The following is a 13,520-nucleotide window of genomic DNA, read 5'->3' as shown; positions in this document are numbered from 1 at the left end:
TCACCCGGTCATCGTCGCGGACCCGGTGATCGGTTCACGCCGGAGGCGTCGAGGTCTCGAAGCCCTGCTGCCGTGAGGCCGCTTTGCCGTGAAGAAGGCCCGCGGGGCGAGGATCGTGGGAGCCATGGACGAACAGCGATACGACGTGTGGGCGTCCGGTGCCGCCTACGACCGTTACATGGGCCGCTGGAGCCGGGCGGTCGCGCGCGCGTTCACGGCGTGGCTCGGGCGGCCGGACGGGCTGCGCTGGCTGGACGTGGGATGCGGGACCGGGGTGCTGTCGGCGGTGGTGCGGGAGCGGTGCCGGCCCCGTCTGGTCGTGGGCTGCGACCGCTCCGAGGGATTCGTCCGGGCGGCGGCCCGGACCTCGGTCGTCGCGGACGCGATGGCACTGCCCGTCCGGGACGGCGCCTTCGACGTGGCGGTCAGCGGTCTGACCCTGAACTTCCTGCCCGACCCCGCGGCGGCCGTCGCCGGGATGGCCCGCGCGGTCCGGCCGGGCGGCGCTCAGGTGGCCGCGTACGTGTGGGACTACGCGGAGGGGATGGGCCTGCTGCGGCTGTTCTGGGACACCGCCGCCGAACTCGACCCGGCCGCAGCCGAGTTGGACGAGGGGATCCGGTTCCCCGGCTGCCGTCCCCAGCCGCTGCACGACCTGTGGACGGCCGCCGGACTCGCCGACGTGGTCGTGCGCGCGATCGAAGTCCCCGTCGTGCTCGCCGACTTCGCCGACCTGTGGGGCCCCTTCCTCGCCGGCCAGGGCCCCGCCCCGGGCTACGTCACCGCCCTCCCCCCGGCCGCCCGCGACGAACTGAGAGAGGCCCTGCGCACGGCGGCCCCCACCGCCCCCGACGGCACGATCCCCCTCTCGGCCCGAGCCTGGGCCGTCCGCGGCCGCACCGAATGACACCCGCGCCGCATCGGGAACCGCCCCAACTCCCCCCGCGTCTGAAGGAGTTCGAAAGGCCGAGGAGTTCGGCCGCACTCTCAGGGGGACTGTATGAGCACGAAGAGCGGGCCTCAGCGCTATCCCGGCGCGAGCCGGGCGAACTGGTACCAGGACGACTTCGGCGGGGACGCGATGGAGGTCAACGTCGTCGTCCTGCACACCACCGAGGGGCGCACCCTGCCCACGTACTCCGGCGGTGCCCTGGCACCCAACCTCACCGCGGTGCCGGACCTCGCGGCGAAGAGGCTGCACTGGTACCAGCACTTCGACATCGAGACCTCGTCCCGTGCCCTGGCCAACCTGCGCGGCGGCGTCGAGACCAACACCCTCAACGTCTGCCAGGTCGAACTGGTCGGCACCTGCGACCCCGCGATCCACGGGAAGTGGAAGACCGCGGGCAAGGCCCACATCTACTGGCCGGACGCCCCCGACTGGGCCCTGCGGGGAGTCGCCCGGTTCCTCGCCTGGATGCACGAGGAGCACGGCGTACCCCTTGCCGGGCCCGGCGCGTGGCCCGCGTACCCCTCGTCGTACGGCAGCAAGCACGGCCAGCGCATGTCGGGGAGGAAGTGGGAAGCGTTCAAGGGCGTGTGCGGACACATGCACGTGCCCGAGAACAACCACGGCGACCCGGGCGCGATCGACTTCCCCCGGCTCCTCAAGTACGCCAAGGCCGACCTCGACGTCGACGACGGCAACACCCCCGAGACGCCCACCAAGCCGAGTGTCCCGGCCTACCCGGGCCGCAAGTACTTCCGCGCGGGCGCCACCAACGACCATGTCCTGCGGCTGGGGAAGCAGCTCGTCAAGCGCGGTTTCGGGGACCACTACAAGGTCGGGCCGAGCCGCGAGTGGGGCGAGGCGGACCGGCTGAACGTCCGGGACTTCCAGAAGTCCCGCCCGGAACTGCGCGGGGACGCCGACGGCTACCCCGGGCCGCTGACCTGGCGCCTGCTGTTCTCCTGACCGCGTGCGTGATCCGGGGCGGCCGCACAGCACCTCACGCCCCGGTTACGTTTCGCTCAACCTCTGGTTGCGGAGCGGTGAGCGGGCGACGATGGGCGCATGACTCTGGCCGAGCGTGCCCTGGAGCGCCTGGAGACGTGGTCCGACCTCAGCACGGGCCTGCCCAGCTGCGGAGCGGGCCTGGCGCTGCGTTCCGCACACAGCGAGATCGTGCACTTCCACCCGGGGCGGGACGTGGACCTGCACCTCACCGAACCGGCCATCCGCCGGTTCCACGACGACCTCCTGGAGTCGACGGCGGTCCGGCTGCTGCCGGGTTCCCGCTGGGTCACCGTGCACCTCGACTGCGAGACCGACGTCGACCTGCTGATGAGCCTGGTCAGCATGGCGCTCAAGGCCCACCAGGCGGCTCCCCGGCCCGCCGGCCCGGCCGCGTGCAACTTCCACCGGGTCACGGTCGTCCCCCGGGAGGTCTCATACGCGCCGATCCGGTGCCAATCGGCGATAATCGGACCATGAGTACGGCGACGTTTGTCCTGGCGGCCTCGTCGAGCGAAGTACTCAACGTGATCGCCGCCTTTGCCGGTGGGCTGTTCATCGCCGGCGCGTTGGTGTGGGCCGTGCAGTTCGGCATGCGGGTCCAGGAACGGGAGCTTCCACGGCCGCTCAGTGACGAGCAGCCGCATCTCCCGGAGACCGGACCGATCCGTGAGATCCGGGAGATGCGGGAGCCGGACGAGCTGCCGGCCCCCGTCGAGGGGCAGGAACGGCTGATGCCGTACCAGCTCCATCACTCGGGAAGCAGACGAGGAAAGGACCAGCACCGCAAACGCTGGCTGCCGGGCTCCAGCGGCGGCTTCGGCAGCGGCGGCCTCGGACACGTGTGACCCGGCCGGGCCCCCGGGGGCCCGGCAGGCCACCCCGGCGGGTCAGGCCCGCATATCCGGCCGGTAGACCGCGAGCGCCCAGATGACGAAGAAGTCGATGCCGATCATGATGACCGACCACACCGGGGCGTAGGGCAGGAAGAGGAACTGGGCGAGCATGCTCAGCGAGGCGAGGAAGATGCCGGTCATCCGGGCCCAGCCCGCGCCCCGGAGGATGAACGCGCCCGTGACGGCGGCGAGGGCGCCCAGGCAGAGCAGGATCACACCCCAGCCGGTGTGGTTGATCTTGTAGACGTAGTCGCCCACGCGGGCCCAGACGTCGTCGTCCGCGAGCAGGGAGATGCCCTGGAGGATCGCCAGGATGCCGTTCATCAGCATCAGCACACCGGCGAAGACGACTCCGCCCGCGGCCCACGCGGCCTCGGTGGGCGTGGGCCCGGGGCCCGGAGCCGGGGTCGCGGTCGCGCCGGCGGACGACTGTGTGGTGTGCGGTTGCTGCGTCATGGCCGTGTCCCACCTCTCGTGGTCGATGTGCTTCGACCATCAGGTGCGGCGGGTCCGGCCACCACGGGAGTGGGCCGTACGGGTGACACGGGGCGTGCGGCGGCGGCGCGCGGGACCTTCACTGGAGACACCTGCACCCGGGAGGCGAGATGACCCGCTGGACGACGGCCGCGCTCGTGGCGGCCCTGGCCCTGACCGGCCTGACCGCCTGCTCCGACGACGACAGCCCCTCGTCGGTGGCGAGCAAGGTCGCGTCGGCCGCCTCCCGTGCCGGGGACGCCGTGGCGTCGGCTACGGCGGAGGCGGGCCGGAGGCTCGACGGGATCAAGAACGGGGTCGACGCCAAGGACGACGTACGGCTCGGCAGTCCCGCGACCGCCTCCGACGGCCGTACGACGGTCGCCGTCACCGCCGCGAACAGCGCGGGCTCGGCGAAGTCCTTCGCCGTCCAGGTCGACTTCACCGACAGGGCGGGCAAGCTGGTGGACGTGGTGGTGCTGACGGTGCCGGACGTCCCGGCGGGCGGCTCCGGGAAGGGCACCGCCCGCAGTACGCACGACCTGCCTGGGGACGTGCGGGCGAAGGTGTCGCGGGCGGTGCGCTACTGACGCGCCCCCGACCCGCGGCGGCCGTCACGCCATCCAGAAGAAGACGGCCGTCATGCGCTTCTCCTCCAGCGTGCCGCCGCAGTAACCGGTCGCACTGTGCACGAGGGTGGCGTTGTAGAGGAGCAGCCGGTTGTACTTGTGCGGCACCCTTACGTCCTCCTCGAAGGCGTCGGGTGCGACGAACCGGGTGCCGAGGGCCTCGACGAGGTTGTTGTGCGGGGCCTGCACGACATTGCCGCCGAGCCGCCCGCCGGGCAGGGCCTGCCGGTAGAAACTGGTGCCGCAGTCCTTGGGGACGCCGGGGTTGAGGTACAGCACGGCGGCGTACCGGCACAGCGCCCGGGAGTCGGTGTGCGGCCGGGGTTCGCTCTCGCCCGCCCCGACCACCTGGACGCAGTTGTGGTTGAGGGTGCCGCCGCCGGGCGTCCGCTGCACCCACAGCTTCCCGGCCCCCGTCGCCTTCCGCACCAGCCGCTCCACCACGGCGAGTTCGGCGGGTTCGAGCCCGGGCATGGCCCGCAGCCCCGGCCAGGTCTCGGAGGTGTACGGGTGTCCCCGCACCCAGTCGTCCTTCGCGAGACAGCGTTCCCGTACGGCGTCGGCGTCGGGGAGCACGTCGTCGAGCACCCAGTAGTCGCGGCCCTTGGTGGGCTTGCGGTAGGGAAGGACGGGGAGGGACCGCTGCGACCGCTGTGGCATGGACATGCAGCGAATCTAGGTCCGGGGCACACCAGGTCTCTCCCGCGATTTCCTCCGGAGTTCCCCGCGAACCGGTCAACGAACGGTCAACGCGCCGCCGGTCCGTGACTCCGGCCACGCCCGGCGGACCTGATGAACACTCACGCCCCCGCGTCCGTACTCCTGTGCGTCCGACCCGCCTCGTGGCGGGGCAACCTACCGGGCAGGAGGCACGGTGCCACTCTCGCGCAACGCGATGGGAACGCTGTTCGTCGGCGGAGCCCTCACATTGACCCTGGGCGCACTCGCCTATCCGTCGATGCTCGGAGTGAGCACCGTAGCCAGCGCACAGGACAGAGTGATCGCCCAGACACAGTGGGGCCCGCTGACCGAGCTGGACCGGGACTTCGTCGTCAAGGTGCGGGCGGCGGGCCTGTGGGAGTACCCGCTGGGGGAGGTCGCCCTGCAGAAGGGGACGACCCCGGAGGTGAAGGAGGCCGGACGGCACCTCATCGACGGGCACGCGGCCCTGGACGCCGCGTGCCGCAAGATCGCGCCGATGCTCAACATCACCATCCCGAACGTGGCGAGCCCGCAGCAGGTCGGCTTCGTGAACACCATCGAGTCGAGCAGCGGCCAGCAGTTCGACACGAACTTCGCCAACATCCTCCGGGTGACGCACGGTTCGATCTTCAACACGATCTCGAAGGTGCGCTCCACCACCAAGAACTCGCTGGTGCGGTCGCTGGCCGACATGGCCAACGACACGGTGCTCGACCACATGACGGTCATGGAGAAGACCGGCTTCGTCAACTTCGACCAGGCCCTCTTCATGCAGACCACTCCGCCGAAGCTGCCGGACACGGACCTGACTCCGCCGGCCCCGCAGCCCGGCGCCCCGATGGTCGTGCTCACCCCGCCGCCGAACCCGACGTCGACGCCGCTCGCGGTCCCCGGCGAGAACGCGAACGGCGCCACCCCGGCCCCGGGGGCCACCCCGGCCACGGGCGCGACCCCGGCACCGACCGTCGGCTGACCCCGGCCCTATCCGAGCCAGACCGTCGTGTCCGGTCCCAGCAGCCCGTCCTCCAGGGGGCTGCTGGTCAGCAGCACCTCGCCGACCGGAAGCGGGACGGCGCCGGCCGACAGGTTGGTGACACAGCGCCAGCCCTCGTGGCGCTCGAAGTCCAGCACGCCGGCCGGGCCGGCGTCCGTCCAGGTGAGCTCCTCGCCCTCGAGGAGCTTGCGGCGCAGGCGCAGCGCGGTGCGGTACAGCTCCAGCGTGGAGCCCTCGACACCGTCCTGGGCCTCGACGGCGTACTCGGCGAACCACGGCGGCTGCGGCAGCCAGGCACCGCCCGCGCCGAAGCCGTACGACGGACCGCCCCTCGTCCACGGCAGCGGCACCCGGCACCCGTCGCGCCCCTTGCGGACCCGGCCCGTCTGCTCCCAGATCGGGTCCTGGAGCACCTCGAAGGGCAGGTCGGCGACCTCGGGCAGCCCGAGTTCCTCGCCCTGGTAGACGTACGACGATCCCGGCAGCGCCAGCATGAGCAGGGTGGCCGCGCGGGCGCGTCGCAGGCCGTGGGCCAGGTCGATGCCGGGCGCGTGGCCGCCGGACAGCAGCCAGGCGTTCTCGTCGGTGCCCGGCGGGAGCACGAGCCGGGAGGCGTGCCGTACGACGTCGTGGTTGGAGAGCACCCAGGTGGCCGAGGCGTGGGCCGCGCGGGCGGTGGCGAGGGAGTCGGCGATGACCTGGCGCAGCTCGCCGGCGTCCCAACCCGTCTGGAGATACTCGAAGTTGAAGGCCTGGCCGAGTTCGTCCGCGCGGGCGTACAGGGCGCGGCGGGCGGCCGGGACCCAGGCCTCGGCGACGGCCGTGCGGGGCGGGGAGTAGGAGTCGAGGACGGTGCGCCAGTCGCGGTAGATCTCGTGGACCTCGTCGCGGTCCCAGTAGGGGTGGCCGCCGGGCGGCAGAAGGTGCAGGGCCTCCTCCGCGACGCCGGGCAGGTCGCCGAGGTCGCGCAACGGCTCGGTGAGGTCCTTGGCCAGGGCGTGCGCCACGTCCACGCGGAAGCCGTCGACCCCGCGGTCGGACCAGAAGCGCAGGGTGGTGCGGAAGTCCTCGCGAACCTCGTCGTGGGACCAGTTGAGGTCGGGCTGCTCGGGGGCGAAGAGATGCAGGTACCACTGTCCGTCGGCGACCCGCTGCCAGGCGCTGCCGCCGAAGACGGACTGCCAGTCGGTGGGCGGCAGTTCGCCCTGCGCACCCCGGCCGTCCCGGAAGACGTACCGCTCGCGGGCGGGGGACCCGGGCCCCGCGGCGAGGGCCTCCTGGAACCACGCGTGCCGGTGGGAGGTGTGGTTGGGGACGAGGTCGACGATCACCTTCAGGCCGAGCCGGTGGGCCTCGGCGACCATCGCGTCGAAGTCGTCGAGGGTGCCCAGACGCGGGTCGACGTCCCGGTGGTCGGCGACGTCGTAGCCGCCGTCGGCGAGTTCGGAGGGGTAGAAGGGGCTCAGCCACAGGGCGTCGGCGCCGAGAGCGGCCAGGTGTGTGAGGCGCTGGGTGACGCCCCGCAGGTCCCCGAGCCCGTCATCGTCGGCGTCCGCGAAGCTGCGGGGATACACCTGGTAGACGACGGCCTGCCGCCACCAGTTCGGGTCGTTGCTGGAGAGGTCGGGCGAGCGGGTGGGCGAGGCGTCGGGCGTGGTGGTGCGGGCGGTCACGCGGGCTCCTCTGCAGGGGCGGGTGCGATGCACTTCCGTGAAGGCGACAAAGGGGATATCTGTCCACGTCACCGGAAAAGTGAACCTGGGTTGTGCGGAGTGAATCCTTCCCGGTGTGTCGAAATTGTGATGGGCGTCGAACCGCCCCCGTATCGCCGCCGGTTGACAGCATTCCGCAAGGAGATCCACGATGTGCGAACACCGTGGCTCATGTGACCAATGGGCCCAGTGTCTCTGAATGCTTGCTGTAACCACTCACCTCATCCTGACGGGATACGTATGTCCATAGCGAGACGTGTCACCATGCGGCGCCTGTTGGGGACGGGCGCCGCGACGCTCGCCTTCTCCGCCGCCCTCGCCTCCGTCGCCTCCGCCTCCGACTGCCCCGGCGGCAAGGGCTGGCAGGACGGCGGAAGCTACAAGCCGGGTACGGGCGCCGGCTCCAAGACCGAGACCGACCGCTGCGAGTTCTCCCTCGACGGCAAGAACTTCTTCGCCTCGGTCAAGGTCGACGACCAGAACCTGAAGCCGACCGACGACGGCAAGGTCCACGTCAAGGTCCGCGCGGCGGGCGACGCGGCCACCTGCACCGCCTCTCTCGCGTCCTACCTCGCGCACGGCCCGACGTTCGCCACCTCCGGCGAGCAGGTCTTCCACGACTTCGACACCGTGACCGTCAAGGCCGGCTCCGTCGACTCCCTCGACATCTCGATCCCGGACCTCGGCTGCTACGCGCAGATCGACCTCTACCGGGGCAACACGAAGTTCGACGGCAAGCTCGACGCCAACGACGGCCTCCCGCACGGCGATCTCCCCAAGGGCCCGGACCACCCGGTCATCAAGGACAAGCTGATCGCGGCCTGGAACGGCGGCACGAAGGACTGCACGACCACGCAGACCACGCCCCCGGCGACCCCGCCGGCCTCGGAGAGCACTCCGCCGGCCTCGGAGTCGACCCCGCCGGCCTCCGAGTCCACCCCGCCGGCGTCCGAGAGCACGCCCCCGGCCTCCGAGACCCCGGGCACGGACACCCCGACCCCGTCCGCCTCGGAGTCCACCACGACTCCGGGCGCCCCCACCCCGAACGGCGGCGGCGGTGACAACCTCGCCGAGACCGGCGCCAGCAGCAACACCCCGCTGATCGCGGGCGGCGCCGCCGTGCTGCTCGCGGGTGGCGCGGGCATCGTGCTCGCCACGCGTCGCCGCAAGGCCTCGCGCGCCTGATCCCTTCCGACGACGGGCCGTCCCACCCTGCGGGGTGCGGGCGGCCCTTCGCGTGCGCGGGTGCCTGCCGTCAGTGCCCGGTTCGTCTACTGGGTCTCCGGTCTCTCCGAGGAACTCGGACGCGTCGCTCGGCCTCGCCATGGCACAGAAAATCGAACACATGATTGAATCCGGGCATGCGACCGTTCCCCGACGACCTCGCCCGGGCCCAACGCGAGTGGAGTGCCGCCTACCGGCAGCTCGCCGAGCGCCCCGGCCGCACGGAGCTGCGCCGACGCCTGTACCGGCTGTCGGCCGAGGTGTTCTTCCACCCCCACTGGCAGGACCGGCGCCCGCCCGCCGCGGAGTGGCGGGACCTGCGTGACCTCGCGGCCGTCGCCGAACGGCTCGACCGATGACGGACCGACATGCGGGACCGTACGCCGCGGACGATCCTGAAGACATGTCCGGACCGATCCGCGTGATCGTGCACCCCCCGTCCCCCACCGGCGGCCGCCGCGTACGCGTCGACGGCGAGATCCTCGGCCTGGCCCACAACCTGGCCGACGTCGCCGAGTTCCTCCGCCGGGCGGGGCTGGAGATCGATCCGGCGGAGGTGGCGCAGTCGGCCTGGATCGACTGGCGGGGAGGCGGGCCCGAGCAGTGGGGCCCGGAAACGAGCGGCTGAGCGCTCAGAGAAGGCTGAGAAGATCCCGTGCCGGGCGCCGCTCCGGCCGAATGCGGCGCACAGGCAGGGCGGTCGTGCCGCTCGCCCGACCGGCGCCAGGGCCAGGGCCTGCGGCCGTGGGCACAGGGCCCGTTCGTACCGACGGCCGCCGTCCGGTGTGCGGCCCGCCGTACGGCGGCGTGCGGGCCATGGCCGCGGTGCGGTCGCTCGTGGTGGGCACGACAGCTTCCCAGGACGGTGACCCGCGAGGACCAGGCACGCACGAGCGGTTTCCTCCCCCGGCCGCCGAGGAAGAAGAGGGTGGGCCCGTCATGACGGACCGGTCCGGCGGACACGGGTACCGGGGCAGGGGGCGCGACGGCATGCGGCAGGACGCGAACGCTCTCCCCGTACCGGCCGCGCGCGCGTTGCTGCCCCGCCTGAGCCCGCCCGACCCGCGGGCCGCCGTCGTGGTGCTGCACGGCGGGCGGGCGACGAGCGAGCGGCGGACCCGGTCCTGGCAGCTCGCCGCTCTGCGGATGGATCCGTTCGTACGCTCGGTGACGGCCCTGCTGCCCCGCCAGGACATCCTGGTCGCCCAGGTCCGCTACCGCCTGCGCGGCTGGAACGGCAGCCGGGCCGATCCCGTGCGCGACACCCGGCAGGCACTGGACGAACTCGCCGAACTGACCGGGCCGGTCCCGACGGTGCTCCTCGGCCACTCGATGGGCGGCCGGGCCGCCCTGCACGCCGCGGGTCATCCGCAGGTGCGCGGGGTGGTCGCGCTGGCCCCGTGGTGGCCGCCCGGCGAGCCCGTGGACCATCTGGCGGGCCGGCACGTCGTCGCCCTGCACGGCGACCAGGACCGGGTCACCTCCCTCGCCGACACCGCCGACTGCGTACGCCGGGCGCGGCGGACGGCGACCCGCGCGGGCCTGGCGGTGGTCGGCGCGGGCGACCACGCGATGCTGCGCCGGCACCGCCTGTGGCACCGCACGGCCGCGGGGGCCGTCGCCCACCTGCTCGACCCGGAGGGCACCCCCGACCCGCTGCCCGCGGGCTGCTACCGCGCCGGGGACGTGCCCGTGCTCTGACCGCGGCTGCCCGCGAGCTCCGCCGCGAACTGCGCTCCCGCGAGCAGAGCCAGGTTCGACAGCCACAGCCAGACCAGGAAGACCACGACGCCGGCGAGGGAACCGTAGAGCCGGCTGTAGGCGCCGAGCGTCGAGGCGTAGACCGAGAAGCCCGCGGAGACCGTCAGCCACAGCCCCGCGGCGAGCGCCCCGCCGGGCAGGCTGTGTCCGCGCCGGCGCGCCGGTGCCGGGCCGGTCCGGAAGACGACCACGACCAGGAGCGCCACCAGGCACAGCAGCACGGGCCAGCGCAGCAGGCTCCACGCCCAGGCGGCGGTGCCGTCCACGCCCACCGTACGGCCCGCGGCCTGGGCGAGCGGGCCGGTCAGCAGCAGGGTGAGCGAGCCGACCAGGAGCAGCCCGAGCAGCACGAGCGCGGTGAGGGCGATACGGGGTGCCGTGCGCCAGGGCGAGCGCCGGTCCTCGACGTGGTGCATGCGGTGCAGGGAGCGGCGGAAGACGGCGAGATAACTGGACGCCGACCACAGGGCGCTGGCCGCACCGGCCGCCAACAGGGGCCAGGCGCGGCCGTTGCCCAGCGCGCGGGTCAGGACGGCGTGCAGGTCCGTGCCGGACTGGGCGGGCGCGTACGCGGTGACGTGCCGTAACTCCTCCGCGGTGGCCGGGCTGATCATGCCGAACGCCAGGACGGTGGCCAGCATCGCGGGGAGCACGGCGAGGATCGCGTAGTACGTCAGCGCCGCCGCGTCGTCCGAGAGGTCGTCGTTCCACAGCGACACCGGGGTGCGGCGCAGCGCCGGCCACCAGGTGGCGGGCGGACGGGGCCGGCGGGCGCCGCCGGGACACGGTTCAGCGGACATGGGGCATGCGGTGCGACACGGCGCTCAGGCGGACCCGGGCGCGCAACTCGTAGGGCGCCGCCGACTCTTGGGCCTCGGCGGTCACCGCGCGAAGGCCGGGAACGACCTCGTCCGGTGGCGTGTCCGGATCCAGCCAGACATGCAGGCCCACCTCCAGCCGCCGACCCGGCCGGGTCAGTACCCGGGCCCGGCTGCGGGCGACACCGGGAAGGGCGGACACGCGGACCGTCAGTGCCTCGGCCAGTGCCTGCGGACGGATCGTGCCGCCGGGCGAGGGCAGGTCGAGCCGCCGGGTACGGCCGGGGCGCAGCCTGGTGAGGGTCCCGTACGCGAACAGGACGGTCAGGCCGATCGCCACGGCCATGACCGCGGGCGTCCACCAGCCCTCGGCGCGCCAGCTCGTCAGCCGTTCCGGGTCCAGCAGCACACCGCCCTCGCGGGGTCCGGGCCACCAGGACGGCAGCCGGCCGGTGACGACGGGTGCCGAGGCCGCGAGCCAACCGCCGGCGAGGAGGAGCACGAGCCCGGCGACGCCGAGGGCGGCCCGGTCGGCGGCGCCACGGGGGCGGGACATCACACGTCACCTCCTGCGGTACGACGGTGTCCGAGTACGGCTGCCCGCTCCGGACCGTCGGGCGGGACCGTTCCTGCGGCGGGTGGCCGCCAGACCGGCTCGGGCACGAGGGCGACCCGCAGACGGGCGGGGCGGCGCAGCCCGCAGGAGTCCAGGGCGCCGCGGGCGGCGGCGGCCACGGCGGCGTGGGCGGCGGACCGGTCGCCGAAGGCGAGGCCGGCCCGCACGGTGACCCGGCGGCGCCCGGTCCGCACGCGCACCGCGGTGACTCCCTCGACGTCACCCACGGCGTCGCGCACCAGGGCCGTCACCGCCGAGCGGTCCACGGCCGAGGTGAGCAGGGGCGATCCGGTGTGCACGGTGGACAGACCGCGGTGGCCCGGGGTGAGGGCGAGCACCACCGTCCAGAGGCCGAGCAGAGCGGTCAGAGCGCCGGCGAGTACCACGGCGGGGTCGCCGGGGCCGTGCCCGGACAGCCAGTGCACGGCGGAGGTACGCCAGGTGCCGGCCTCCCGGTGGGCGGCGTGCACGAGGACCAGATCGACGGCGAGTGCGCCGCAGGCCACGGCCGCGACCAGGGTCAGCAGCGCGACCGGGACCCGGCGCCGGGACCACCAGCGCCGGGGCGTGCGGCCCGGGTGCTCGTCCGGGGGGCCGGACACCGGCGGGTGCGCGGATGCCGGGACGGCGAGCGAGGTGACGCGGACCGGCGCGACCGGTACGTCCAGGCCGGTCAGGTACCGGGTGCGGGCCACCACGTGCCGCTGGAGTCCGCGCACCGTGTCGGCGAGCGGAGCGGGGTAGGGCAGGGACACCCCGAGCGACACCCGCGCCCTGCGGCCGTGGACGGACACCGCGGCCTTCGCCGTACGGGCGCCCTGCTGACCGGGAAGGGCCTCGGTGGCCGCCCGTTCGGCGATCCTGCGCACCGCCCGTTCCGAGACGGTGGTGGTGCCCCGCTGGGCGGCGGCCGTCATCGGCGGCTCCGCTCGAAGGCGTCCCGTACGTCCTGGACGCCGCCGCCGCGCTCGACCCACCGCCCCAGTGCCCAGCCCAGGCCGCCGAGCGCGGCCACCAGCAGGAAGGCGCCGAAGCCGCCGAAGAACCCGGCGAACGCCAGGGCCATGCCCGCGATCATCCCCGTGACCGGTGTGCTCATTCCCCTCCGCCTCTCACCCTGATCCACTCCTGTCTGCTTCCGCGCGGGGCCGGGATCACTCCACCCGGGTCCCGGTCTGCTGCGAGGTGTCCTCCTCGTCCTCCGGCAGCCGGACGTCGTTGACCGTGACGTTCACCTCGACGACCTCCAGGCCGGTGATGCGCTCCACCGCGGAGATGACGTTCTCCCGGACGTCCTGCGCCACGTCCATGACGGGTGCCCCGTACTCGACGACGAGGTCGAGATCGATGGCCGTCTGGCGTTCGCCGACCTCGACCTTCACTCCCCGTCCCACGTTGGGCCGGCCGCCGGGCACCCGGTCGCGCACGGCGCCGATGGTGCGGGACAGGCCACCGCCCATGTCGTACACACCCGGGATCTCCCGGGCGGCGATGCCGGCCACCTTCACGACGACGATGTCGGCGATGGAGGTGCGGCCGCGGTTCGCGGCCGGCTGGTCGGCACCGGTCCTGCCGTCGGAGACGGACGTGGTGGCCCGGGCCGCCTCGCCGGTGCGAGGGGTGGACACGTCCTTGGCGACGGGTGCGGTGTGTGTGGTCATGTCGTGCTTCCCTTCCGCCGTGCTGTTGTCGGTTGCTCTCACTGCCTTGGACCCGCTGCGGCCGCGTCTGTGACGCGGT

The 13,520-nt window shown here is 73.3% G+C and carries 18 protein-coding genes; 10 read left to right on the top strand and 8 right to left on the bottom strand.

The window, feature by feature from the left end:
- The first annotated feature begins 124 nt into the window (after positions 1–124).
- The 4 genes from M2163_RS26480 (at position 125) to M2163_RS26465 (ending at position 2,802) form a co-directional block, all read left to right on the top strand.
- On the top strand, positions 125–907 hold the full coding sequence (locus M2163_RS26480) for a class I SAM-dependent methyltransferase (RefSeq protein ID WP_280850371.1): 783 nt from the start codon (positions 125–127) through the stop codon (positions 905–907).
- A 93-nt stretch (positions 908–1,000) separates the two neighbouring features.
- Complete coding sequence (locus M2163_RS26475) at positions 1,001–1,915, top strand: peptidoglycan-binding protein (protein ID WP_280850372.1); 915 nt, start codon at positions 1,001–1,003, stop codon at positions 1,913–1,915.
- 99 nt (positions 1,916–2,014) lie between these two features.
- Positions 2,015–2,434 (top strand): luciferase family protein, encoded by a 420-nt coding sequence (locus M2163_RS26470; protein WP_280895214.1) that lies wholly within the window; start codon positions 2,015–2,017, stop codon positions 2,432–2,434.
- Positions 2,431–2,802, top strand: a complete 372-nt coding sequence (locus M2163_RS26465; protein ID WP_280850374.1) for a DUF6479 family protein — start codon at positions 2,431–2,433, stop codon at positions 2,800–2,802. The genes M2163_RS26470 and M2163_RS26465 overlap by 4 nt, the downstream gene beginning before the upstream one ends.
- Before the next feature lie 42 nt (positions 2,803–2,844).
- On the opposite strand, the gene M2163_RS26460 is transcribed toward M2163_RS26465, so the two are convergent.
- Entirely contained in the window at positions 2,845–3,306 is a 462-nt protein-coding gene (locus M2163_RS26460; RefSeq protein WP_280895213.1) for a hypothetical protein, read from the bottom strand.
- Between the two features lie 149 nt (positions 3,307–3,455).
- Between M2163_RS26460 and M2163_RS26455 the strand changes: the two genes are divergently transcribed.
- Positions 3,456–3,914, top strand: coding sequence for a hypothetical protein (locus M2163_RS26455; RefSeq protein WP_280895212.1), 459 nt, complete (start codon positions 3,456–3,458; stop codon positions 3,912–3,914).
- 24 nt (positions 3,915–3,938) lie between these two features.
- Here the strand turns inward: M2163_RS26455 and M2163_RS26450 are convergent, their stop codons facing one another.
- Entirely contained in the window at positions 3,939–4,619 is a 681-nt protein-coding gene (locus tag M2163_RS26450; RefSeq protein ID WP_280895211.1) for a DUF6445 family protein, read from the bottom strand.
- 229 nt (positions 4,620–4,848) lie between these two features.
- Between M2163_RS26450 and M2163_RS26445 the strand changes: the two genes are divergently transcribed.
- Positions 4,849–5,628 carry a DUF4142 domain-containing protein gene (locus tag M2163_RS26445; protein WP_280897318.1) on the top strand — a complete coding sequence of 260 codons (780 nt, stop codon included), beginning with the start codon at positions 4,849–4,851 and terminating at the stop codon, positions 5,626–5,628.
- A gap of 8 nt (positions 5,629–5,636) precedes the next feature.
- Here the strand turns inward: M2163_RS26445 and M2163_RS26440 are convergent, their stop codons facing one another.
- A complete protein-coding gene (locus M2163_RS26440; RefSeq protein ID WP_280895210.1) occupies positions 5,637–7,322 on the bottom strand; it encodes an alpha-amylase family glycosyl hydrolase in 1,686 nt (561 codons plus the stop codon).
- A gap of 279 nt (positions 7,323–7,601) precedes the next feature.
- Between M2163_RS26440 and M2163_RS26435 the strand changes: the two genes are divergently transcribed.
- The 4 genes from M2163_RS26435 (at position 7,602) to M2163_RS26420 (ending at position 10,286) form a co-directional block, all read left to right on the top strand.
- Positions 7,602–8,546, top strand: a complete 945-nt coding sequence (locus tag M2163_RS26435; protein ID WP_280895209.1) for an LAETG motif-containing sortase-dependent surface protein — start codon at positions 7,602–7,604, stop codon at positions 8,544–8,546.
- Positions 8,547–8,722: 176 nt separating this feature from the next.
- A complete protein-coding gene (locus tag M2163_RS26430) occupies positions 8,723–8,944 on the top strand; it encodes a hypothetical protein (protein ID WP_280850380.1) in 222 nt (73 codons plus the stop codon).
- A gap of 44 nt (positions 8,945–8,988) precedes the next feature.
- Positions 8,989–9,213, top strand: a complete 225-nt coding sequence (locus tag M2163_RS26425; RefSeq protein WP_280850381.1) for a hypothetical protein — start codon at positions 8,989–8,991, stop codon at positions 9,211–9,213.
- Positions 9,214–9,575: 362 nt separating this feature from the next.
- A complete protein-coding gene (locus tag M2163_RS26420) occupies positions 9,576–10,286 on the top strand; it encodes an alpha/beta fold hydrolase (protein ID WP_280854140.1) in 711 nt (236 codons plus the stop codon).
- Here the strand turns inward: M2163_RS26420 and M2163_RS26415 are convergent.
- The 5 genes from M2163_RS26415 to M2163_RS26395 are packed head-to-tail and all read right to left on the bottom strand — an operon-like array spanning position 10,256 to position 13,441.
- Entirely contained in the window at positions 10,256–11,146 is an 891-nt protein-coding gene (locus M2163_RS26415; protein ID WP_280895208.1) for a YihY/virulence factor BrkB family protein, read from the bottom strand. The genes M2163_RS26420 and M2163_RS26415 overlap by 31 nt on opposite strands.
- Complete coding sequence (locus tag M2163_RS26410) at positions 11,136–11,720, bottom strand: hypothetical protein (RefSeq protein WP_280895207.1); 585 nt, start codon at positions 11,718–11,720, stop codon at positions 11,136–11,138. The genes M2163_RS26415 and M2163_RS26410 overlap by 11 nt, the downstream gene beginning before the upstream one ends.
- Positions 11,720–12,697, bottom strand: a complete 978-nt coding sequence (locus M2163_RS26405) for a DUF6286 domain-containing protein (RefSeq protein WP_280895206.1) — start codon at positions 12,695–12,697, stop codon at positions 11,720–11,722. The genes M2163_RS26410 and M2163_RS26405 overlap by 1 nt, the downstream gene beginning before the upstream one ends.
- Positions 12,694–12,879: a hypothetical protein gene (locus tag M2163_RS26400; protein WP_280850385.1), complete on the bottom strand. Its 186-nt coding sequence runs from the start codon at positions 12,877–12,879 to the stop codon at positions 12,694–12,696. Before M2163_RS26400 ends, M2163_RS26405 begins: the two co-directional genes overlap by 4 nt.
- A 55-nt stretch (positions 12,880–12,934) precedes the next feature.
- Entirely contained in the window at positions 12,935–13,441 is a 507-nt protein-coding gene (locus tag M2163_RS26395) for an Asp23/Gls24 family envelope stress response protein (RefSeq protein ID WP_280850386.1), read from the bottom strand.
- Positions 13,442–13,520 lie beyond the last annotated feature (79 nt).

It is taken from the genome of Streptomyces sp. SAI-135 (assembly GCF_029893805.1).
Lineage (GTDB): Bacteria > Actinomycetota > Actinomycetes > Streptomycetales > Streptomycetaceae > Streptomyces.
The sequence above is the reverse complement of the archived record's forward strand: the minus strand, read 5'-3'. Positions and strand labels throughout refer to the sequence as shown.

Bases quoted from the DNA above. Each gene is read 5' to 3' on its own strand.
- M2163_RS26475 (WP_280850372.1), top strand. From the start codon at position 1,001: ATGAGCACGAAGAGCGGGCCTCAGCGCTATCCCGGCGCGAGCCGGGCG.
- M2163_RS26395 (WP_280850386.1), bottom strand. From the start codon at position 13,441: ATGACCACACACACCGCACCCGTCGCCAAGGACGTGTCCACCCCTCGC.
- M2163_RS26415 (WP_280895208.1), bottom strand. From the start codon at position 11,146: ATGTCCGCTGAACCGTGTCCCGGCGGCGCCCGCCGGCCCCGTCCGCCC.
- M2163_RS26445 (WP_280897318.1), top strand. From the start codon at position 4,849: ATGGGAACGCTGTTCGTCGGCGGAGCCCTCACATTGACCCTGGGCGCA.
- M2163_RS26420 (WP_280854140.1), top strand. From the start codon at position 9,576: ATGCGGCAGGACGCGAACGCTCTCCCCGTACCGGCCGCGCGCGCGTTG.
- M2163_RS26435 (WP_280895209.1), top strand. From the start codon at position 7,602: ATGTCCATAGCGAGACGTGTCACCATGCGGCGCCTGTTGGGGACGGGC.
- M2163_RS26430 (WP_280850380.1), top strand. From the start codon at position 8,723: ATGCGACCGTTCCCCGACGACCTCGCCCGGGCCCAACGCGAGTGGAGT.
- M2163_RS26450 (WP_280895211.1), bottom strand. From the start codon at position 4,619: ATGTCCATGCCACAGCGGTCGCAGCGGTCCCTCCCCGTCCTTCCCTAC.
- M2163_RS26460 (WP_280895213.1), bottom strand. From the start codon at position 3,306: ATGACGCAGCAACCGCACACCACACAGTCGTCCGCCGGCGCGACCGCG.
- M2163_RS26470 (WP_280895214.1), top strand. From the start codon at position 2,015: ATGACTCTGGCCGAGCGTGCCCTGGAGCGCCTGGAGACGTGGTCCGAC.
- M2163_RS26455 (WP_280895212.1), top strand. From the start codon at position 3,456: ATGACCCGCTGGACGACGGCCGCGCTCGTGGCGGCCCTGGCCCTGACC.
- M2163_RS26410 (WP_280895207.1), bottom strand. From the start codon at position 11,720: ATGTCCCGCCCCCGTGGCGCCGCCGACCGGGCCGCCCTCGGCGTCGCC.
- M2163_RS26400 (WP_280850385.1), bottom strand. From the start codon at position 12,879: ATGAGCACACCGGTCACGGGGATGATCGCGGGCATGGCCCTGGCGTTC.
- M2163_RS26405 (WP_280895206.1), bottom strand. From the start codon at position 12,697: ATGACGGCCGCCGCCCAGCGGGGCACCACCACCGTCTCGGAACGGGCG.
- M2163_RS26465 (WP_280850374.1), top strand. From the start codon at position 2,431: ATGAGTACGGCGACGTTTGTCCTGGCGGCCTCGTCGAGCGAAGTACTC.
- M2163_RS26480 (WP_280850371.1), top strand. From the start codon at position 125: ATGGACGAACAGCGATACGACGTGTGGGCGTCCGGTGCCGCCTACGAC.
- M2163_RS26425 (WP_280850381.1), top strand. From the start codon at position 8,989: ATGTCCGGACCGATCCGCGTGATCGTGCACCCCCCGTCCCCCACCGGC.